Genomic DNA, 21,593 nt, shown 5'->3' on the forward strand with positions numbered 1-21,593 from the left:
AAATTCACTATTGACAGCCCCTATGTCTCTCATCTATCCGTCTATTATCTCACCGTCTTTCACAAAAAAAGACCGCCCAAATAACTGAACGGTCTCTATCTTTTAATGTCCGAAAATATCCCTCAGGCTGACTTCCGTAAAAATGCCCATCTGGTTCACGGCATCCATATCCAGGTTTTCCTTTTTGCCGATAATGGCAGTATTAAAGTGGACGGGTTTAATTTCTGTTTTGTAAAACTGTTTCACATCTTCAAACTTCAGACTTCCGATCTGCTCATAAATATCCTTTCTGAAGTCGTGTGAAATTCCCAGCTTTTTTAGTCTTAATGTATTGAAAAATATATTATTCCGGGTGATTCTTGCTGAGGCGATCTGTTTCAGGGCTGTATTTCTTGCATTTTCAAACTGTACGGGAACTTCAGGCAGCTCTGTCATAAGCTCTGTCATCGTATCTACGGCGGTCTGGAGCTTGTCGGGCTGGGTTCCGATGTAAGTGGTAATATAATCATGGTGACCCAGTTCAGAATTGGCTGTATAAGAAACATAGGCAGAATAGGCTAAACTTTTACTTTCGCGGATTTCCTGGAAAACGATAGAAGAAAGACCTCTTCCAAAATATTCATTAAAAACATTAATCTTTCCGAAATCAGAGGTATCCACAGGTTTTCCTCTTCCTATTTTACTCATTTCCATCTGGACCATGTCGTAATTGATAAAGTATACATTGCCGCCAGTCTCAGGTTCCGGATAGGATTTAGCTTCAGGAATCTGCAAACTTTCTGTTTCCGTGTATTGGTCAATATATCCTTTAAAAGCATCAAAATTCTTTCCGTAAAAGAAGATCTGGTAAGGAAATCTGAATAGCTTTTTCATACGGTCGGTAAACACTTGAGGGTGGCTGCTTTCAAGCTCTTCTTTTGAAATAACATCCGTAAAACGGGAGACACTTCCTAGTTTGGTATAAGTAGTGAGTGCCGTCATAATACGGTTTTTGTCATTTTTGGTTGCCTGGCGGTTTTCCAGAACGGTTCCTACAAATTGGCGGTAGATATCCTCATCAGGAAAAGCATTATACATCCAGTGCTGAAGAAGGGAAATTCCTTTCTCTATATTTTCTTCCAGCCCGCTCAGAGAGATCAGAAGCTGGTCATGGATGGTTTTGAAATCATTGGTAATTCCGATTTTGAAGAACTCTTTTTTAAGGTCTTCAGGGGAAAACTGATCCGTTCCCAGGTATTGAAGCAGCTGCGTTGAAATGCCCAGATCCCTGTCGTTATCACTTCCGAACGGGAAAATAAAGTGAACCTGTGCAATATCATTGTATTTGTTCCTTACAAAGCTTATTTTTTTATCTTTTACCGAGCCAGTAGTTATTTCTTTTTGATAATCAATAAATTCAGGTTGTATATCTTCCGTTTTTTCAGCTAAAATTTCCTTCAGAAACTCCGATTGCGCCTCACGGTTGATCTTAATAGGCGTTATTCCCGGATTATCAACTCTCAGAAGCCTGTCGTTGATCCCTTTCTCTTTGTAAATGGCCACATAATTATCTTTAAAGAAAGTATTGGCAAACACAACAACATCTTCTTTGGTAAAAGAAGCATATTCATCCATTTCGTTCAGTTCCTGTTCCCATGATCTGCCTCTGATGTAGGTATCATAAAGATTGGTAGCCAATCCTTCTGCCGTTTCCAGTCCTTTCATTCTCTGCAGCTTGAAATCGCTGATGATCGCCGGAAGCATCCAGTCTGGGAAATCTCCTTTTTTGATCAGCTCAATCTGTTCCAGAACCATTTCTATTGCTTCATCAAGTGTTTGTGATTCTTTGGGAACAGCTACAGCAGAAAAATAACCATATTCTTTTAAACCTAATGAGAAAGCCTGTGCCCAAAGCATTTTCTGGGTCTGGTTGATGTTCAGGTCAAGAAGTCCGGCTTCTCCTCTGTTGCTAAGAATATTGGCGATAATGTCAGCAAGAATGGCTTCTCTTGTACCATAGCTGTCTGTTCTCCAGGCAATCTGTACTCTCGGGGTAGTAGGGCTTTTTACCGTTCTTTTGACAATTTCAGTCATAGGCTGTTCAATAACCGGAGCTTTTTTCGGCAGCTCTTTATAAGGAAGAGCTCCGAAATATTGGTCAACCAATTGAATAGTTTCTTCAAAATTCAGATCACCTACCAGAACCATCGCATAATTATTCGGAACGTAATATTCATCAAAATACTTATGAATAGCCTTCATAGAAGGATTCTTCAAGTGTTCCGGTTTTCCCAGGGTAGTCTGCTGTCCGTTAGGATGAGTGGGAAATAAAGCATCCATCAGTTCATAACTCACCAGTCTGCTGTCATTATCCTGAGCCCTGTTGAACTCTTCATACACCGACTCCAACTCCGTATGAAAAAGGCGGAGAACCATTTCAGAAAATCTTTCCTTTTCAATTTTCAGCCACTTTTCAAGTTCGTTGTTCGGAATATTATTTTTGTAAACCGTTTCATCAAACCAGGTATGGGCGTTCGTTCCGCTGGCTCCCAGTGACGAAATCGCTTTGTCATATTCGTTGGCGATGGCGTATTGACTGGCTTCCTGAGAAATTTCGTCTATTTTCTTATAGATTTCTTTTTTCTTTTCAGAATCCTGTTCTGCCTTATGCTGTTCATACAGTTCTGAAATCTGGTCCAGAAGCTCTTTTTCCTTTTCCCAGTTCTGAGTACCCAATCTTGAAGTTCCTTTAAACATCATATGTTCCAGATAATGCGCAAGACCAGTGTTATCAGAAGGATCATTATTGCTTCCCGTTCTTACAGGGATGAAAGTCTGTATTCTGGGTGCATCGAAATTTTGAGCAAGAAAGACCTTCAGACCATTCTTCAGGGTGTAAATTCTTACTTTATTTTCGTCATGTGTTATGGTAATATATTCGTAGTTATTAGTATCCGTATGGACTGTTTCCGTATATTTTTTGTCAATCATAGATCAATTCATTTCATTCCTAAAATCCGAATGTATTACAAATGTAAGGAATCAGATAAAAATGGCGTTGCTTTTTCTTATTAACATCAGTTTGGGATAAGAATTTCTGGTTTAGGCAGGTTTGAAGCTGGGAGCTGGAAGAGGGAAGCTATAAAGGCCATCAATAATAAATCTCATTCTATTTTATCTTTTTTAAGATAATTTGATTTTAAAGAGACCTTTAATCATAGCTTCCATCCTTTAATCTTAGTTTCCTTAACCTAAGCTTCTATGTTATTATTACATCTATAAGACTGATTGAGAGCAGGTAAAAGGCAGCATGTGCTTTTGTCTTTTTCATCCTTTCAGAAAATTCCCTTTTTCCCTCGGGGAAAATTCAATAAGTTTGCATCAGGTTTTCCAAAAATAACGACTATGTCCGGAAACATTCTGATCATCGATGACGAGATCAAGCTCCTCAAATTATTGGGGATGATCCTTTCCCAAGAGAATTTTAATGTAAAAGAAGCTTCCACTGCACGTTCTGCCATGACGATGCTGGAACAGTATGATTTTGATGTGGTGCTAAGCGATGTACGGCTTCCGGATGCATTCGGGGTAGAACTTGTAAAATCCATTAAAGCCAAATATCCGCATCTTGAACTCATCCTGATGACGGCTTTCGGAAATATAACCGATGCCGTACAGTCTATGAAAAACGGTGCGTATGACTATCTGGTAAAAGGTGACGATAATGAAAAGATCATTCCTTTGGTTTATAAAGCACTGGAAAAAGTAAAAGACAACAGGTCCCGGATAATACAAAAATCAACTGGTTCGAAAGGATTCGGGCAGATTATAGGCAATTCCCCCTTAATTCTTCAGGCTAAAAAACTGGCAGAAAAGGTAGCTTTGACGGATGCCGCTGTTTTCCTGACCGGAGAAACCGGAACCGGAAAAGAAGTCTTTGCCAATGCCATTCATGAAGGAAGCGGAAGGAAGAAAAATACTTTCGTAGCCATTAACTGCTCTGCATTCAGTAAAGAAATTCTTGAAAGTGAACTTTTCGGTCATAAACAAGGAGCTTTTACCGGGGCCGTGAAAGATAAAAAAGGGTTGATAGAAGAAGCCAATGACGGAACCTTATTTTTAGACGAAATAGGAGAGATGCCTATAGAGCTTCAGGCTAAATTGCTTCGGGTTCTTGAAACCGGGGAATTCATCAAAATGGGTGAAACCAAAGTCTCAAAATCAGATTTCAGGCTGATCGCGGCTACCAACAGAGATCTGGAGGAGGAAATCAAACAGGGACATTTCAGGGAAGATCTGTATTTCAGGCTCAACGTTTTCGAGATCAGCCTTCCACCGCTGAGGGAAAGAAAAGAAGACCTGAAAATACTGGCCAAAAACTTTATCGATATATTCACTCAGAAGTTACATATGCCTTCAGTGCAGGTAGATCCTGAATACTATAAAACCCTGGAAAAAAACGACTGGAAAGGAAATATCCGTGAGCTTAGAAACACCATAGAACGGAGCCTGATCTTAATGGATGATCAAATACTGAACGCTGACAGCCTTCCACGTTATTCTGAAAAAGCTATTCCCGAAAATGATTCCATGAGTATGCGCTCCCTGGAAAAAATACATATCCTGAAAGTTATTCAATACACCAAAGGTAACAAAGCTGAAGCCGCCAGACTGCTCGAAATAGGCATTGCTACGCTGTACCGAAAGCTGGAAGAGTACGGACTAAGGTGATGAATAATGAGCAATGGGTAATGAGTAATAAGTAATTTTGCCAATAGCCAATAGCCAATAGCTAAACCCTATCATTTCAATAACGGGCCTATCATTTTGATAGGCTTTTGTCTTTTTGTATAATCATATATTTTAATATAATGTTTTGATATATAATGTGTTGTGTTCTTTTTTCTGAATTTGGACTTTCTTTTGGCCTATAGAATATGAATAAAATATTTAAAAATGACAATTTCAGGAAAAACGTTCAAAAAACGGGAGCACGCTTTCTTAAGCATGCTGATGGTTTCGTATGTAATGCTCACTCTTTTAATCTTAATAATAAAAATATGATGCTTTTAGGTTTGGTACTGCTGTGTGCAGTCATGTTTTGGCTCTTATATAAATCCGTTGAATTTTTTGATAGAATATAAAGTTATGTGGAGTTTATTTTTCCTTTCAATACTGGCCTTCGTGTACATTTGTTATGTTTTAATGAAACCAGAAAAATTTTAACCGGTCATGAATACAGAAATTTTAGGCATTATTGCCATGTTTGCCATCACGCTGGTGATCGGAATATTTTTAGGTAAATATATTGCTAACGTATACGGGGGCAAAAAGACTTTCTTAGATCCTGTTTTCAGGCCTGTAGAAAAATTAATTTATAGAGTTTCCGGAATCAATCCGGCCCGTCAGATGAACTGGAAACAGAATATGTATGCCATGCTGACGATCAACCTGGTCTGGTTTTTCATAGGATTTATGATCCTGATCAATCAGTCCTGGCTTCCTTTAAATCCTGACGGGAATCCCAATATGTCACCGGATTTAGCTTTTAATACAGCGATTTCATTCCTGGTGAACTGCAACCTGCAGCATTATTCGGGAGAAACAGGAGTAAGCTATTTAAGTCAGCTTTACCTGATGTTCCTTCAGTTTGTAACGGCAGCCACCGGAATGGCAGCAATGGCCGTACTTTTCAAGGCTTTTAAAGAAAAAACAGCTACAGAACTGGGGAATTTTTATGATTATTTTACAAAATCCGTTATAAGAATACTCGTTCCTATAAGCATTCTGGTAGCTTTGATCCTTTCAGCAAACGGAAGTCCGATGACTTTCGAGGGTAAAGATCATATCATCACATTGGAAGGGCAGAAGGCCGATGTTTCAAGAGGTCCTGTTGCCGCATTTGTTGCGATCAAGCATCTGGGAACAAACGGAGGTGGTTTCTTTGGAGCGAACTCGGCCCATCCGCTTGAAAACCCAAATTATATCACGAATATGACCGAAATGGTCACTCAGATGATCATTCCTTTTGCACTGGTCTTTGCACTAGGATTTTATCTGAACAAAAGAAAGCTTTCGTGGGTAATTTTTACCGTGATGACAGTCGGTTTTCTGGCTCTGGCAGTTCCGAATATCATCAATGAAACCAATGGCAACCCTTTGATAACTCAAATGGGTGCAAACAGCAGCCTGGGAGCGATGGAAGGTAAGGAAATCCGCTTTGGTAGTGCAGCATCAGGATATTGGAGCATTGCTACCACCGTAATTTCAACAGGCTCAGTAAATGCCATGCATGACAGTACAATGCCACTGTCCGGAATGAATGAACTGCTGGCCATGATGATCAATTGCTTTTACGGAGGATGCGGTGTAGGAATTCTGAATTATTTCATTTTCATCATTCTTGCGGTTTTCATCAGCGGATTGATGGTAGGACGGACCCCTGAATTTATGGGTAAAAAAATTGAAGCTAAAGAAATGAAGATCGCGATGATCGTAGCTCTTTTCCATCCATTCCTGATTCTTGTAGGAACAGCTCTGACAGCTTATCTGCCGGAATTCGGGGCGAAAACATTAAACAATCCCGGCTTTCACGGCTTCAGCGAAATGCTGTATGAATTTACCTCTTCATCAGCCAACAACGGTTCCGGATTTGAAGGGCTGGGCGATAATACCCCATGGTGGAATATTTCAACAGGAATCGTTCTGCTGCTGTCCAGATTTATCCCAATCATCGGTCCGGTAGCTATTGCAGGGTTGCTGGCGCAGAAAAAATTCATCCCTGAAAGCTCAGGAACATTGAAAACGGATACCGCAACTTTCGGCTTTATGACCCTGGCGGTTATATTACTGATCGCAGCGCTGTCTTTCTTCCCTGCGCTGACTTTAGGACCCATTGCAGAACAAATCCAATATTTCACTAAATAAAATGACAAGGCTCAGGAATTGAGAAACGTAATGCTTACCATCTGAGCCTGTCTATTAATCCATTTAAAATAATAAGAAAGATAAAAAAAGGAAAGCAGTCTGAGACTTTCTGACCTTTTGAATTTCTTAATTAAAAAATATAAAAAAACAATGAAAAATCAGTCACAGACATTGTTTCAGAAAGATTTGGTGAACGAAGCCATTAAGCAGTCTTTCGTTAAACTGAATCCGAAGATCATGTTTAAAAATCCGGTGATGTTCCTGGTGGAAATAGGAACCATTGTGATGTTTATCGTCAGTATGTTCAGTCTTACAGGCGATAAAACACAGGGAAGCTTCTCTTATAATTTTTTAGTATTTATCATCTTGTTTTTTACGGTGTTGTTTGCCAATTTCGCAGAAGCGATTGCAGAAGCGAGAGGAAAAGCACAGGCGGATACCCTTAGAAAAACCCGTGAAGAAACTCCTGCCAAACTGGTTGTGGGCAATAAACCTGGATTTCAGGTGGAAACCGCTTTAAAAATGTCTGCCGAAATGAAATTGGGCGACATTTTCCTTTGCGAAGCCGGAGATCAGATCCCAATGGATGGAGAAATTATAGAAGGTCTGGCAACCATTGATGAATCTGCCATCACCGGGGAAAGTGCTCCCGTAATCCGTGAAGCAGGAGGAGATAAAAGTTCTGTAACCGGAGGTACAAAAGTTCTGTCGGACAGAATCAAAGTAAAAGTAACCACCAAACCAGGAGAATCCTTTTTAGATAAGATGATTGCCTTGGTAGAAGGAGCTTCAAGACAGAAAACACCTAATGAAATCGCATTAACTATACTTTTGGCAGGATTTACCCTGACCTTTATTATCGTCACCCTTACTTTAAAACCTTTTGCAGACTATGCGCAGACACCGATTACGATTGCGGCATTTATTTCACTTTTCGTTTGTCTCATTCCGACAACTATCGGAGGTCTGCTTTCTGCAATCGGAATTGCTGGGATGGACCGCGCGTTGAGAGCCAACGTAATCACCAAAAGCGGAAAAGCTGTGGAAACAGCCGGAGATATTGATGTGTTGCTTCTGGATAAAACAGGAACCATTACCATCGGGAACCGTAAAGCAACCCAATTCCATCCCGCAGACGGAATAAAGATTGAAGATTTTATTAAAGCCTCTGCATTGAGCTCTGTAGCCGATGAAACTCCGGAAGGAAAATCCATTATAGAATTAAGCCAGCTGAAACCGGAAGATCTGCTTGTTCCGAATCCTACCTATATAGATTTTACAGCAGAAACAAGAACTTCAGGGATTGATTTTGAAAATACACGAATCAGGAAAGGAGCTTATGATACAATAAAAAAACTGACTGAAAAAGCCGGGAATACTTTCCCCGAGGAAACGCAGTATGCTGTAACTAAAATCTCTGAAAACGGAGGAACACCGCTTGTGGTAATCGTTAATGAAAAAGTCTGGGGAGTGATTGAACTTCAGGATATTATTAAAACGGGAATCCAGGAACGTTTCCAGAGACTTAGAAAAATGGGAGTGAAAACGGTAATGGTAACAGGAGATAATCCCTTAACGGCTAAATTCATTGCAGAAAAAGCGGGTGTGGATGACTTCATTGCTGAGGCTAAGCCTGAAGATAAAATGAATTACATCAAAAAAGAGCAGCAGGAAGGGAAACTGGTAGCGATGATGGGAGACGGAACCAATGACGCTCCGGCCCTTGCCCAGGCAGATGTAGGTGTAGCAATGAACAGCGGAACCCAGGCCGCAAAAGAAGCCGGAAACATGGTAGACCTTGATAACGATCCTACTAAGCTGATCGAGATCGTGGAAATCGGAAAACAGTTGCTGATGACTCGCGGAACGTTGACGACCTTCAGTATTGCCAATGATGTAGCCAAATATTTTGCAATTATCCCTGCTCTTTTTATCACTTTCATCCCTTCACTGCAGAAACTGAATATTATGAATCTTCATAGCCCGGAAACGGCCATCCTTTCAGCGGTAATTTTCAACGCGGTGATTATTCCGTTCCTGATTCCGCTGGCATTGAAAGGTGTGGCTTATAAACCGATTGGAGCCAGTGCACTGCTCAGAAGAAACCTTCTGATCTATGGTTTGGGCGGAGTTATCGTTCCGTTTATCGGAATCAAAATTATTGATGTTGTGATCAGTTTATTCTATTAAAATTTTTAAAAAATGAAAAATCATATTGTATCAGCATTCAGACTGACTTTGGTTATGCTGGCGGTTATAGGAATTTACCTGCTTCTGGTATATGGAGGCTCAAAAGTGCTTCCTACAAAAGGAAAAGCGGAAATCATTACGCAGAACGGACAGAAGTATTATGCAAATATCGGTCAGAATTTCAGCTCTGAGAAATATTTTCACGGCCGTCCTTCAGCAGTGGATTATAATGCAGGAGGAAGTGGTGGAAGCAATAAAGGACCAAGTAATGAAGAATATCTGGAAACTGTACAGAAAAGAATAGACACCTTAAAAATGCAGAACCCCGGAATGGAAAAAGCTGAGGTTCCCGTAGAATTGGTAACCGCAAGCGGAAGCGGGCTTGATCCCGATATTTCTCCCGACGGAGCACTGTATCAGGCAAAAAGAATTGCGAAGGAAAGAAACTTTCCTGAAGAAAAAATCCAAAATTTAATTAAAGATCAAACTGAAAAACCATGGCTGGGCCTTTTCGGTCCTGCAAAAGTAAATGTGCTGAAGCTTAACATCGCTTTAGACCAATTAAAATAATGTGAAATGTTTATGAAAAGATATATCGTTGCCGGAATTTTAGCCGGAGTTTTCTTCCCGAAAGCACAAACCTCAGATTCATTGAAAACAGGAAATAGTGTGACGTTTTCTGCTTATGCAGAACTTTTTTACACGTATGATTTTAACGAACCTGCAAGCCATCTGAGACAGAATTTTCTGTATTCCTACAATAGACATAATGAAGTAAATCTTAATCTAGGATTGATAAAAGCGAATTATCAGAGTGAAAATCTCCGTGCCAATGTGGCCCTGATGGCCGGAACCTATGCTCAGGATAATATGGCGGCTGAACAGGATGCCCTGCGTTATGTGAATGAAGCCAACGTTGGAATCAAAATTTCCAAAACTAAAAACCTGTGGGTGGATGCAGGAATTATGCCTTCCCATATCGGATGGGAAAGTGCTATTGGAAAAGATAATATCAATCTGACCAGAAGTTTTGCCGCCGAAAATTCTCCTTATTTTGAGACCGGTGCTAAAATCTCCTACACATCAGACAATGGAAAATGGCTCCTGAGCGGACTTGTCCTGAACGGATGGCAGAGAATCGCCAAAGCTGAAGGTAATCAAAGTCTTTCTTTCGGGCATCAGGTGATTTATAAACCTAATGATAAAATTACCATGAACAGCAGCTCATTTATCGGAAACGATAAAGCAAAAGAAGAGAAAAGAATGCGTTATTTTCACGATTTGTACGGAAGTTTCCAATTGACAGACCAATTTTCAGCGGTTCTGGGTTTCGACATTGGTGCAGAGCAGAAAACAAAAGGAAGCAGCAGCTACAATATCTGGTACACCCCCAATGTTCTGATGAAATATCAGTTGGATCATAAATGGGCATTGGCAGGAAGATTGGAGTATTACAACGATAAAAATGGGGTAATCATTAGTACAAAAACACCTAATGGCTTCCAAACTTTCGGCTATTCCCTGAATGTGGATTATGCGATTCTGAAAAACGTAGTGTTCCGTACGGAAGCAAGAGGCTTTACCTCCAAAGATGCCATTTTTGTAAAGAATGATCAGATGAAACAGGGCAATTTCTTTATCACCACAAGTCTGGCAGCCTGGTTTTAAAGGAAAGAAAAAAGTTGGAGGCTGGAAGAAGGAGGATGGAAGTTACTTTCAGTTATAAGTATTGAAAGTCTCTGTAAAATCAATTTGTTTTAAAAAAAGATATACAGTTATTTTTAATGACGTTTATCACTCCTCTTTCAGCTTTAAACCTATGTCAATCAGATCTTTTTATCTGAATTGAGGCTAATTACAAAGATTAGGAAAATATAAAAACTGAAAAGAGGTCCGTTACCATTAATAACCTAATAAAAATGGGCTTCAGCCCGTTAAAAACATAATTATTTTAAATTCATAGAATAAACAACCCATGTCATCAGCCAAACATTTTTTAGAACTGATTCAGAAATCCCGGAAAGGAAAATTTAAGATTTACATCGGGATGAGTGCAGGCGTAGGAAAGACTTTCCGGATGCTTCAGGAGGCACATGCATTATTGAGAAACGGCATTGATGTAAAGATTGGTTATATTGAAACCCATGGCCGGGAAGAGACGGTAGCTCTTACAGACGGAATCCCTGAGATTGCTAGAAGATCGGTTTTTTATAAAGGTAAAAACCTGGAGGAAATGGATCTTCAGACGATCATCAATGAACATCCTGAAGTGGTTCTGGTGGATGAGCTGGCGCATACCAATGTGGAAGGTTCCAAAAATAAAAAAAGATGGCAGGATGTACTGGAAATCCTTGATAACGGAATCAATGTGATCAGTGCGATGAACATCCAGCATATTGAGAGCCTTAATGAAGAGGTGAAAAAGATCACGGGGATAGAAGTGGCGGAACGTGTACCGGATAAGATTCTGGCTCTTGCCGATGAGGTGGTAAATATAGACCTTACTGCGGATGAGCTGCTAACCCGCCTGAAAGAAGGAAAGATCTATAAAAAAGAAAAAATTCAGACGGCGCTCAGCAACTTTTTTCAGAGTGGACATATTTTACAGCTTCGTGAATTGGCCTTAAAAGAGGTGGCAACCCATGTGGAACGAAAGGTGGAAACTGAGATCAAGACTGAAAATTTCAAACCTATCAAATTTCTGGCCTGCATCAGCAGTAATGAAAAGATTGCGAAGAATATCATCCGTAAAACAGCCCGTCTGGCGAGTTATTATAACAGTCCGTGGACGGTTTTATATGTTCAGAAACCCTCTGAAAACCCTGAAAAAATTGCCCTAGACAAGCAGCGGTATTTGATTAATAATTTTAATTTAGCACAGGAATTGGGGGCGAAAGTGGTACGGATAAAAGAAAGCAGTGTACATAAAGGAATTTTAGAATATGTCATTGCCCACAATATGACCACGGTTTGTATCGGGAAGCCTCACTCAAGCCTCTGGCAGCGCCTTTCCGGTTATAGCTGGATTTACACGCTGATGAATAGACTTAATGAAAGACAGATAGATATTATTATTTTATCTTAGAAGTAATGAAACTTAAAACGAAACTCACTTTAGGCGTAGGTCTTTTATTTTTACTGATTGTTTTGCTTTCAGTAATCGGTTCCGTCTATATCAACAAACTGAAATCGGATACGGAAAAGATTCTTACCGCCAATTATAACAGCCTGGAATTCTCCAAAAATATGCTGCTTGCTTTGGACAAGATAAGTACAGATAGTGCTGTTGCAGTAACCGATTTTCAGAAAAATAACAAGCTTCAGGAAAAGAACCTTACTGAGTTCGGCGAAAGAGAAGCTACCCAGAATCTTAATCTACACTTTCAGAGCTATCTGAAGCAGCCTTCTCCCGATAAAGAAAAGCTGATCCGTGAAGATCTGGCCAAAATCATGTCCCTGAATATGAAAGGGATCGAGCGGAAAAGTGATATTGCCATCATTACCGCTGAAAATGCTACATTCTGGATCGTAAGTCTGGGAACCGTATGTTTTCTGATTGCTTTTATCCTGCTTTTTAATCTTCCGCAGACGATTGCAGAACCAATTAACCAGCTGACCTTCAGTATCCGACAGATTGCGGATAAAAATTACAATGAAAGGGTTCATTTTAAAGGAAGTGAGGAGTTCAACAGTCTTGCAGAATCTTTTAATATCATGGCGGAAAAGCTTCAGGAATATGAGAGCAGCAGCTTTTCCAAACAGCTGATGGATAAGAAAAGGATTGAGACTTTGGTCAACAATATGCACGATGCAGTGATCGGACTGGATGAAAATCACTTTATCTACATGATCAACGATGAAGCATTGAAAATCACTAATCTCAACAAAGAAGAAATTATCGGGAAAACGGCTCATGAAGTGGCTGTGAATAATGACCTGATGCGCGAACTGCTCAAAAATATCGATCATCCGGTAGTCGAGCCTATCAAGATCGTCCGGGATAATAAAGAAAATTATTTCGAACAGGATATTATCCCTATCAACATCACGAAAACCGGAGAAAAAGAAAAGAAATATATCGGAAAAGTAATCCTGCTCCGGAATATCACCCCTTTTAAAGAACTTGATTTCGCCAAAACCAACTTTATAGCAACCATTTCTCATGAATTGAAAACACCTATTTCAGCCATAAAAATGGGCGTTCAGCTGCTCGGTAATCAGAAATTCGGTGAGTTGAATGAGCAGCAGCAGGAATTACTGAAGAGTATTAACGAAGATGGACAGCGCCTGCTGGATATTACAGGAGAACTGCTGAATCTTTCACAGGTAGAAACAGGAAATATCCGCTTAACCGTTGAAAAATGCTCACCAAAAGAAATGGTGCAGACCGCTGTAAAAAATGTTGAAAAACTGGCAGAACAGAAAAATATTTCCATAACCACAGAATATCTTATTGCTGATGATGATTTTGTTGCAGCCGATTTCGATAAAACAGTCTGGGTAATGAATAACTTCCTGACTAATGCCGTGAAACATTCGTTTCAGGATGAAACCATTCAGATTTTGGTTGAAAAACGAGAGACTTTCATTCAGTTCAGCATTACCGATACAGGAAGCGGTATTGATGAAAAATACCACCGCCAGATCTTCGACCGCTATTTCCAGGTTCCGGGAGAACACCAAAACGGAACTGGATTAGGACTCGCTATTTCCAAAAATTTCATTGAAAAACAAAATGGTGAAATTGGTGTGGAAAGCTCTCCGAATCAGGGAAGTACTTTCTTTTTCAGATTGCCGGTTTTATGAGGATTATTGTCATATATTTGAACAGGAAATATCAAATTTATTCTCTATTAAAAACTTTTAATTTTATCTTTTAATGCTAACAGCCCCTTTTTTTATTTTTTTTGGCAATTCCCATATTCTTTGTTGTTTCAGGCATTTTCTTTTTTATACAGAAAGGTGAAATTATAGAAAAGTACAGGCAGCCGGATGCAGTAATGTTAAAAAGCATCAATGGAACGATGGAGACTGTCAGTAACAATTTGCTGCAATATAAAAAGCTTTCAATGGTGTAGTTTTGAGATTCTTCTGAATCAGAATTCGATGTTTTTATTCCCCCGGAGTTTTTATATCCTTCCGAGAGGCTGTATTAATCTGAGATTCAAATCTGATGCAAAGAATACAAAAAATCCAACGGTTCTCAGGGAGTTTCATATCAATGCAGATTCTGTTGAGCTGATCTATTATCCGGATCATATGCTCAATGCAAAACGTACCATTTCTTTTAATGGCCTGAACGAAGAACAGATTTTACTTTTTCAGAAAGCGTTGATTAAGCAGGCATAATTTCAGTAGTATCATAGCAGAGACAGTATTGATGAAAAGATTTTCGACCGCTATTTCCAGGTTCCCAGAGAATATCAGAACTTTGCTATTTTCAGAATGTGGATGACCTTAGTGTGGATGATTTTATATCAAAGTTGAAAGACAATACTTTAATCCTGCAAAATAAAGACGTTCTGCTGGACAGGCTTAAAAATAATGAAAGCGCTTACGGTATTCTCATTATAATGAACGGAGTAAAGATGCTGAATGATAAAAACCTCTTCGATGAAGGGGGCTGCTATTGTTGTCAGCAGAAAAACTGAATTGGGAAAATTCCCGGTATGGGAAAAAGAATACAAAAATTTCATCAGAGAAAATAATATTAAAGAATAGTTGAACGATGAATACATTGAAGACGATTTTGAGCAGTTTATTTTTTATCCTGTTTTGTTCATTAGTCTCCGGACAGACTTTTAAACTGGAAGAACTTGCCGCATTCAACAACCTTGATATGGTTGCGTTCAAAAAAGAAATTAAAAAACAGAATTACACTTTTTACGATAAAACCGAAGGCCTTGGCTTTGTTGTGAATGAATATGAAAGTCCTGGATATCAATATAAAATCGCAAAGTTTGAATATAAAGAAGATCAATCTCAAAACAATATAGAATTCACCTTTAAAGATAAAAAAGACTATGACACCTACCTTAAAGCAGTTCTGGATACCGGATATAAACAGACAGGAAAAGGAAAAATAATAACCAAAGAAAGCTACACAGACTATTATAAAGGCAAACAACAGATCAGGATCGTTCAGCCGAAAACGGCAAAAGAACCCTATACGCTGATTGTTTTTAAATAAATGATCTGTTTTTTTAATAATAAAGAGGCTGTCTCAAAGCGAGACAGCCTTTATGTTGTTTGTAAATTATATTTATTTAATGTTTTATGATTAATTGTAAAGATCTCTTCTCTCCTGAAGCAGTTATTACAATGAAATAGTTGCCGTTTGGTAGCTCAGAGGTGGAAAATTTTACATTATTTAGTCCTTTGTTAAAATTTTTATTCCTTTCAATAGACTTTATTTCTTTTCCCAGCATATCAAATACCTGTATGTTAAGCTGACTGTCCTGTAATAATTCAAAATCCAGTTTTGCGAAATCCGACGATGGATTTGGAGAAACAGTAATACGCTTAAAATTTGAATTATTAGTATTACCAGTGCCTGATTTACCAGCCTCATCATAGATGAATTCTCCGTTTTCCTGTGTATGATTGATCTTTACATTGAATATACAGACACTTCCATACTGCTGATCTGGTTTTTCAGCAGCGACCTGGGAAACTGCATATTGATAATCCTGAATCACATCCGTCGGCTCCTTAAGTTCAAAAGTGAATTTTATTGCCCTGTATTCTCCTGCTTCCAGCATGATATTGTTCAGCTGTACATTTTCAAAATTGGTAACCGTAAGCTCGCGTTTCTCAGCATTCAATATCTCTATCCCACTACCTTCTGATCCGGCAGACATCCATTTTTCCCATAAACGATCATCCAGTTTAATTTTTATTCTACCTATTTTAGCAAAATTGTTATCATTTACCCCAACCCGATCAAACCTCACCATAAAATCCGTTTGTTCTGAAGAAGGATTTCCAATAAAGATGGAACTGTCAAATTTATAATATGAGCCTTCTAATCCCCCCAGTGGTACCAACGAAGTATTACGCGTTACCACATTATTGTTATTTTTAACATTGTCACCCATCATATTGGTTGTGCTTGCTGGAAGTTCACTGAACATAGGGTCATTCACATCAACGATTCTTCCCAGGAAACACAATACAGGATTGCTGATAACATTGGGATCTCCGAATAATGAAGGATTTACCGGCTGCCACTTCGCATCAATGATGATCTCCTGTCCCGGCTGTAAAGGTGGAATAATAAATCCAGGTGTACTCGAACTGCTATCATAGTCCGGAGCATTACTGTTGAAGACCAAGCTTCGCGCTTTGATCTCGCCTCCCGCAGGAACACAGGCATTAGTCTGTGGATTTACAATACACTTTGATCCGTCCCAGGAGTTAAGCGCTGTTGGGGAAGGAGGATTTACCGGAACTGCATTATTATCCCAGGATTCTCCTGTTGCCCCCATTGTCCAGTATAACCTTACACGGCTTTCAGTGGATGCCACACAGCCTAAATTCCTTATCCTGAATCGCATCACGTTGAATTTAGAAGGATCGGAAGAATATCCCGGATTTTCATGGGTCACACTTAGTCCATTGGCTGTCTTCCTGTTCCATATATCATTACTTTCCCAGATAATTTCATTTCCGGGTGCGGGAACATAAGGTTCTGCGCCTGTATCCGCAGCATTGTCAAATGCGGCCAGATCCCATCTGTAATTAGCGTGAGCGTAATTTTCATTATCAATTTGATCGGGTAGCAATCGTATTGTTTCGCCATAGACAATATCCATATTCGGAATGGTAAGATTCGGCACTTCTGTAACGGTTGAATTACTATGATTGATAGAAGACAATTTATATCCCTGAACAGTATTTGAAACAATATTTTCTTTTGATACGTAAAATTTCCCGTCAATTGCTTTTTCAATATAAGAGTTATAATAATTACTGGTATTAGGAATAAAATTTACCGTCAAAGGATTAATATTAACAATGGCAATTCCTTTATTACCTACATTAGAGTTATTTTGTGCAATAATAATTCTATTATAGTCAATAAATTCCACTCCATCAATTTTGGTAACTCCAGAAAGGTTCAGATTATTAATATTGATATAGTCCCCATTTTGATTGAGCGTCCAAACCCTTAATTCATTACCATTTCCATATGCTAATCTCATCTTTCCTGTAGTTGCATCTTCAAATAGTTCAACATCAGAAATATCACCTGTAGGATATATAGGTAATGTTTGTTGATGGGATATCCCATTTTTAGTAATCAAAAATCGCTCTACAGTATTTCCGACTGCAAATAAATAACGTGTTTTATTTTTTCTTAGTTTTGATATTGCAAAAATTCTATTTCCTTTATAGTTAAAATGCTCTGGTGGGGAAACATAAATTGAAGTGCTATTTACGGTTACCTTCACGGAAATGAGAGTATTAATAAAGGCTGGCATATTATATACTGTCATCGCAATAATATAAAATTCATTACATGTACCTGGCACATTGACAACTGAAATTTCTTTGGTTACGGTATTCACACCAGGTGTTATAGTATCTATCAAAACGTTATTTTGGTTATATATTCTGTTTCCCCGTACATAAAATAACAGATTACCATTAGAGTCAAATGCAGCATTTGATCCGGGAAAATTTCCTGCTCCTAAAGAATTTGTTAATAAGTGAGGATTTCCTGTGGCAGGAAAATTAACGAGAGAGTTTCCCAAAACCCATTGGGGCGATTGAGCATTCATCAGGGGTATAAAATTTGCGATTGCAAAAAGCAGTAGTATTAGATTTTTTTTCATAAACGGTAAAATTTTAAATAATTGTGTGGTAATGATAATTTTAATTAGCCAGTTCTAATTTAGGCACTGAATAACCAGGAAAACCACGATAACTAATACCTGCGCCATATCATTAAGCAACTGCGTTGATTTTTTCAATAACTGCGTCAGCATTGGAAAGGTTACGTAATCTTACGAATCTGGCATAGCAGATCAACTGTGGGCTTAATAAGATCACATTTTAATTTACAGTATTTTTTATGATAAAAAAACAAATGGAAAGAGAACTACTGATAATAAACATCAATGGAACAGCGTTCCTTGTCTATGTGGACAGCTTTCAGCTTAAACAAAAGACAACCCCATAACACGATTCCTCTTAATGAAAAGAAAGACACAAAATACGGATACAGGTTCGGTTACTGTTTTCTTTCAAAAGAAAAAGCTGAACAGGAAAATGCAGAATTAAAGCGAAAAGATAATAATAAAATCCAAGAAAAATAAAGGGATGGAATTGCTGATAAAAAAGAAGCTGCCCCAAAAGTGAGACAGCTTCTTTTTAAAGTTGACTACTGTTTTTCAATCAGATCTAAAAACTGCTGCTCATCGTAAATGGTAATCGTTCCGATGTCCTGCGCTTTTTTCAGTTTGCTTCCGGCTTTCTCACCTACCACAAGATAATTAAGATTCTTGGAAACCGCAGAAATATTCTTTCCACCGTGTTTCTCTACCATTTCTTCCGCCTGTTCTCTGGTGAAAAGCGATAGTTTTCCGGTGAAAAGGAACGTTTTTCCTTCCAGAACGTTTGATAGAACTTCATTGGTATTTTCTCCCTTTTCAAGCTGTACACCGTACGATTTTAAACGCTCGATCATCAGGAGGTTTTCAGAATTTCTGAAGAATTCTTCAATGCTTACCGCAATTTTGGTTCCGATATCTTCCACCTGGCAAAGCTCTTCCACAGATGCATTTTTCAGTTCTTCTATCGTAGGGAAATTTTTCACCAGTTTTTTAGCCACCGTTTCGCCCACATGCTTAATCCCGATTCCGTATAGAACCTTTTCAAACGGAATCTCTTTAGATTTTTCAATTCCTGAGATGATATTTTGGGCAGATTTTTCAGCCATTCTTTCAAGCGGAAGAAGCTGTTCTTTGGTGAGAACATAGAAATCAGCAGGGTTTTCAATCAGTTTTTCTCTGTACAGCTGTTCAATTGTTTCGCTTCCCAGGTTTTCAATATTCAGGGCCTTTCTGGAAACATAATGGATCATTCTTCCCACTACCTGAGGCGGGCAGTGAAGCTCATTCGGACAGAAGTGGATGGCCTGGTCTTCAATTTTTACCAGCTCCGTTCCACATTCCGGACAATGTTTGATGTATTCTATTTCACGGCTTTCTTCCGTTCTCTTTTCCGTATTTACGCCTACAATCTTAGGAATAATTTCACCGCCTTTTTCCACATATACAAAATCCTGTTCATGCAGATCCAGCTTTTTGATAATATCTTCATTGTGAAGAGAAGCTCTTTTCACGATAGTTCCGGCCAGTAAAACCGGTTTTAGGTTGGCCACAGGAGTAATTGCTCCCGTTCTTCCCACCTGATAAGAAACACACTGTAATTCCGTTTCCACCTTTTCCGCTTTAAACTTATAAGCCATAGCCCATCGCGGAGACTTGGCGGTATAACCCAACTGGCGCTGCTGCTGAAGAGAATTTACTTTCAACACAATTCCGTCAATCTCAAAAGGAAGGTTATGACGTTCTGTATCCCAGAAGCTGATGAATTCCTTCACCTCATCCAAAGTTTTGCAGAGTTTCGCCTGCTGTGATGTTTTGAAGCCCCAGCTTTGTGCCTTCTGAAGCAGTTCCCAGTGCGTTTCTGTAGGGAAATCCTCAGAAATAAACTGGTAAAGTACTGATGAAAGTCCACGCTTTCTTACTTCCGCGCTGTCCTGCATTTTTAAGCTTCCGCTGGCTGTGTTTCGTGGATTCATAAAAGGATCCAGTCCTTCCTCTTCACGAAGTTTATTGATCTTATCAAAGTTCTTTCGGGTTAAATAAATTTCACCTCTCATGAAAAAATGAGGCGGGAAATCACCTTTTAACGTCAACGGAATATCTGAGATCGTACGGACATTCGGGGTAATTTCGTCTCCCTGGAAACCGTCTCCACGGGTTACGGCCTGTACCAGCTTTCCGTTTTCATACAGGATGGAAATAGAAGCGCCATCATATTTCAGTTCCGCAACAAATTCTACAGGATCACTGATGGTCTTGATGATTCTTTTTTCCCAGTCCTCAAGATCCTCAAAATCATAAGAATTATCCAGAGAATACATCCTGAATCTGTGCTGAATGGTTGGGAAGACCTTTGTAATTCCGCCTCCTACACGTACGGTAGGTGAGTTTTCATCATAAAACTCTGGGTGTTTGGCTTCAAGATCCTGAAGCTGTTCCAGTAACATATCAAACTCATAATCAGAGATCGTAGGTGTATCCAGAAGGTAATAATTTTCGTTATGCTGATGAAGCTCCTTTCTGAGCTGTTCTATCTTTTGCTGTATATTTTCAGACATTCTTTTCTATCTTTTGAGCAAAAATAACTAAACTAATTTCATTTAAAAAATAACAGAATCAAATAGTACAGGAAAATTAAAAAACATTAATATCAGTCAAGAGATTGGTTGTGTTGATCTTAAAATAAGTGTTTATACTAACCTGATATGATGTAATAATTTTTTAAGAAATTATTAAAACTCCCTTAAACAGAAGCTCCCGCAAGTCAAAATACCTTTGTACGTCTCACAGCTTTTAACAATAAAACGTACCTTTATCAAAAGTTGGTCAGACTTTTTAATTAATTATCAGATTATATTATGAAAAATTTTATCTTAGGGTTAGCAGTTTTAAGTACAGTTCTCATGAAGGCACAAACCCAGATCATTGCACACAGAGGATATTTCCAGTCGCAGCCCGCAACCACGGAAAATTCCATTAAATCATTGGAAAATGCTCAGAAATTAAAGATATACGGATCCGAATTTGACGTAAGAATGACGAAAGACGGAGTACTGGTCATTAACCATGATGAGCATCACGGCAAAATGGAAATCTCCGAAACTTCATTCAAAGAGCTGGAAACATTGAAATTATCAAACGGGGAAAAATTCCCGACATTGAAAGATTATCTTAAACAGGGTAAAAAAGATCCGTCTTTGAAGCTGATCGTAGAAATCAAGCCGGATAAAACCCCGGAAAAAGAAAACGAGATCACCCAGAAGACGATTAAGATGATCAAAGAAATGAAGCTGGAAAATCAAAGTGAGTTCATTTCTTTCAGCCTGAATATCTGCAAAGAGATCAAAAGACTGGAACCGGCATTTAAAGTACAATACCTGAACGGAGAACTTTCCCCTGAACAGATTAAAAAAGAAGGTCTGGACGGAATGGATTACCACTACAGCGTTTTTCAGAAAAATCCTTCATGGATTACTGAAGCTAAAACACTGGGCCTAATTACCAATTCCTGGACCGTGAACGATCCTGCCATCTACGAACAGCTAAAAAAGCAGGGAATAGGCTTTGTAACCACTAACATTCCTGATCAGCTTAAAAATAAATAAATTTTACTGAAGAATTATAATTTATAGCCTGTCTCCTTAAAAAGAGGCAGGTTTTTAT

At 38.8% G+C, this 21,593-nt stretch carries 14 protein-coding genes; 11 read left to right on the forward strand and 3 right to left on the reverse strand.

Annotation, left to right across the window (positions count from 1 at the left end):
• Window positions 1–102: 102 nt before the first annotated feature.
• Window positions 103–2,970: a M16 family metallopeptidase gene (locus FW768_RS20695; RefSeq protein WP_153398672.1), complete on the reverse strand. Its 2,868-nt coding sequence runs from the start codon at window positions 2,968–2,970 to the stop codon at window positions 103–105.
• Window positions 2,971–3,384: 414 nt separating this feature from the next.
• On the opposite strand from FW768_RS20695, the gene FW768_RS20700 reads away from it, so the two are divergent.
• The 10 genes from FW768_RS20700 to FW768_RS20745 all read left to right on the forward strand — a co-directional run bounded on the left by FW768_RS20700 (window position 3,385) and on the right by FW768_RS20745 (window position 15,286).
• Window positions 3,385–4,710: a sigma-54-dependent transcriptional regulator gene (locus tag FW768_RS20700; protein WP_153398674.1), complete on the forward strand. Its 1,326-nt coding sequence runs from the start codon at window positions 3,385–3,387 to the stop codon at window positions 4,708–4,710.
• 501 nt (window positions 4,711–5,211) lie between these two features.
• Window positions 5,212–6,906, forward strand: coding sequence for a potassium-transporting ATPase subunit KdpA (gene kdpA / locus FW768_RS20705; RefSeq protein ID WP_153398676.1), 1,695 nt, complete (start codon window positions 5,212–5,214; stop codon window positions 6,904–6,906).
• Between the two features lie 150 nt (window positions 6,907–7,056).
• Entirely contained in the window at window positions 7,057–9,096 is a 2,040-nt protein-coding gene (gene kdpB / locus FW768_RS20710) for a potassium-transporting ATPase subunit KdpB (RefSeq protein ID WP_153398678.1), read from the forward strand.
• Between the two features lie 12 nt (window positions 9,097–9,108).
• A complete protein-coding gene (locus FW768_RS20715; RefSeq protein ID WP_153398680.1) occupies window positions 9,109–9,666 on the forward strand; it encodes a K(+)-transporting ATPase subunit C in 558 nt (185 codons plus the stop codon).
• Window positions 9,667–9,678: 12 nt separating this feature from the next.
• Window positions 9,679–10,764 (forward strand): porin, encoded by a 1,086-nt coding sequence (locus FW768_RS20720; RefSeq protein ID WP_153398682.1) that lies wholly within the window; start codon window positions 9,679–9,681, stop codon window positions 10,762–10,764.
• 307 nt (window positions 10,765–11,071) lie between these two features.
• The gene (locus FW768_RS20725) at window positions 11,072–12,181 is read left to right on the forward strand and encodes a sensor protein KdpD (RefSeq protein WP_153398684.1); all 1,110 of its coding nucleotides are present in this window, start codon (window positions 11,072–11,074) and stop codon (window positions 12,179–12,181) included.
• Between the two features lie 5 nt (window positions 12,182–12,186).
• The gene (locus FW768_RS20730; RefSeq protein WP_153398686.1) at window positions 12,187–13,902 is read left to right on the forward strand and encodes an ATP-binding protein; all 1,716 of its coding nucleotides are present in this window, start codon (window positions 12,187–12,189) and stop codon (window positions 13,900–13,902) included.
• 210 nt (window positions 13,903–14,112) lie between these two features.
• The gene (locus tag FW768_RS20735) at window positions 14,113–14,445 is read left to right on the forward strand and encodes a hypothetical protein (protein WP_153398688.1); all 333 of its coding nucleotides are present in this window, start codon (window positions 14,113–14,115) and stop codon (window positions 14,443–14,445) included.
• Between the two features lie 98 nt (window positions 14,446–14,543).
• Window positions 14,544–14,747 (forward strand): hypothetical protein, encoded by a 204-nt coding sequence (locus FW768_RS20740; RefSeq protein ID WP_153398690.1) that lies wholly within the window; start codon window positions 14,544–14,546, stop codon window positions 14,745–14,747.
• A gap of 77 nt (window positions 14,748–14,824) precedes the next feature.
• Window positions 14,825–15,286, forward strand: a complete 462-nt coding sequence (locus tag FW768_RS20745) for a hypothetical protein (protein WP_153398692.1) — start codon at window positions 14,825–14,827, stop codon at window positions 15,284–15,286.
• Between the two features lie 76 nt (window positions 15,287–15,362).
• Here the strand turns inward: FW768_RS20745 and FW768_RS20750 are convergent, their stop codons facing one another.
• Window positions 15,363–17,933 (reverse strand): T9SS type A sorting domain-containing protein, encoded by a 2,571-nt coding sequence (locus FW768_RS20750; RefSeq protein ID WP_153398694.1) that lies wholly within the window; start codon window positions 17,931–17,933, stop codon window positions 15,363–15,365.
• Window positions 17,934–18,481: 548 nt separating this feature from the next.
• Window positions 18,482–20,488 carry an NAD-dependent DNA ligase LigA gene (ligA, locus tag FW768_RS20755; RefSeq protein ID WP_153398696.1) on the reverse strand — a complete coding sequence of 669 codons (2,007 nt, stop codon included), beginning with the start codon at window positions 20,486–20,488 and terminating at the stop codon, window positions 18,482–18,484.
• 300 nt (window positions 20,489–20,788) lie between these two features.
• Here ligA and FW768_RS20760 point away from each other — a divergent pair, with 300 nt between their 5' ends.
• Window positions 20,789–21,535, forward strand: a complete 747-nt coding sequence (locus FW768_RS20760) for a glycerophosphodiester phosphodiesterase (protein ID WP_153398698.1) — start codon at window positions 20,789–20,791, stop codon at window positions 21,533–21,535.
• The last annotated feature ends 58 nt before the right edge of the window (window positions 21,536–21,593 follow it).

This window comes from Chryseobacterium vaccae (assembly GCF_009602705.1).
Classification (GTDB): domain Bacteria; phylum Bacteroidota; class Bacteroidia; order Flavobacteriales; family Weeksellaceae; genus Chryseobacterium; species Chryseobacterium vaccae.

Excerpts from the sequence above, each read along its gene's own strand:
- FW768_RS20695 (WP_153398672.1), bottom strand. The coding sequence starts at position 2,970 with ATGATTGACAAAAAATATACGGAAACAGTCCATACGGATACTAATAAC.
- FW768_RS20700 (WP_153398674.1), top strand. The coding sequence starts at position 3,385 with ATGTCCGGAAACATTCTGATCATCGATGACGAGATCAAGCTCCTCAAA.
- kdpA (WP_153398676.1), top strand. The coding sequence starts at position 5,212 with ATGAATACAGAAATTTTAGGCATTATTGCCATGTTTGCCATCACGCTG.
- kdpB (WP_153398678.1), top strand. The coding sequence starts at position 7,057 with ATGAAAAATCAGTCACAGACATTGTTTCAGAAAGATTTGGTGAACGAA.
- FW768_RS20715 (WP_153398680.1), top strand. The coding sequence starts at position 9,109 with ATGAAAAATCATATTGTATCAGCATTCAGACTGACTTTGGTTATGCTG.
- FW768_RS20720 (WP_153398682.1), top strand. The coding sequence starts at position 9,679 with ATGAAAAGATATATCGTTGCCGGAATTTTAGCCGGAGTTTTCTTCCCG.
- FW768_RS20725 (WP_153398684.1), top strand. The coding sequence starts at position 11,072 with ATGTCATCAGCCAAACATTTTTTAGAACTGATTCAGAAATCCCGGAAA.
- FW768_RS20730 (WP_153398686.1), top strand. The coding sequence starts at position 12,187 with ATGAAACTTAAAACGAAACTCACTTTAGGCGTAGGTCTTTTATTTTTA.
- FW768_RS20735 (WP_153398688.1), top strand. The coding sequence starts at position 14,113 with ATGGAACGATGGAGACTGTCAGTAACAATTTGCTGCAATATAAAAAGC.
- FW768_RS20745 (WP_153398692.1), top strand. The coding sequence starts at position 14,825 with ATGAATACATTGAAGACGATTTTGAGCAGTTTATTTTTTATCCTGTTT.
- FW768_RS20750 (WP_153398694.1), bottom strand. The coding sequence starts at position 17,933 with ATGAAAAAAAATCTAATACTACTGCTTTTTGCAATCGCAAATTTTATA.
- ligA (WP_153398696.1), bottom strand. The coding sequence starts at position 20,488 with ATGTCTGAAAATATACAGCAAAAGATAGAACAGCTCAGAAAGGAGCTT.
- FW768_RS20760 (WP_153398698.1), top strand. The coding sequence starts at position 20,789 with ATGAAAAATTTTATCTTAGGGTTAGCAGTTTTAAGTACAGTTCTCATG.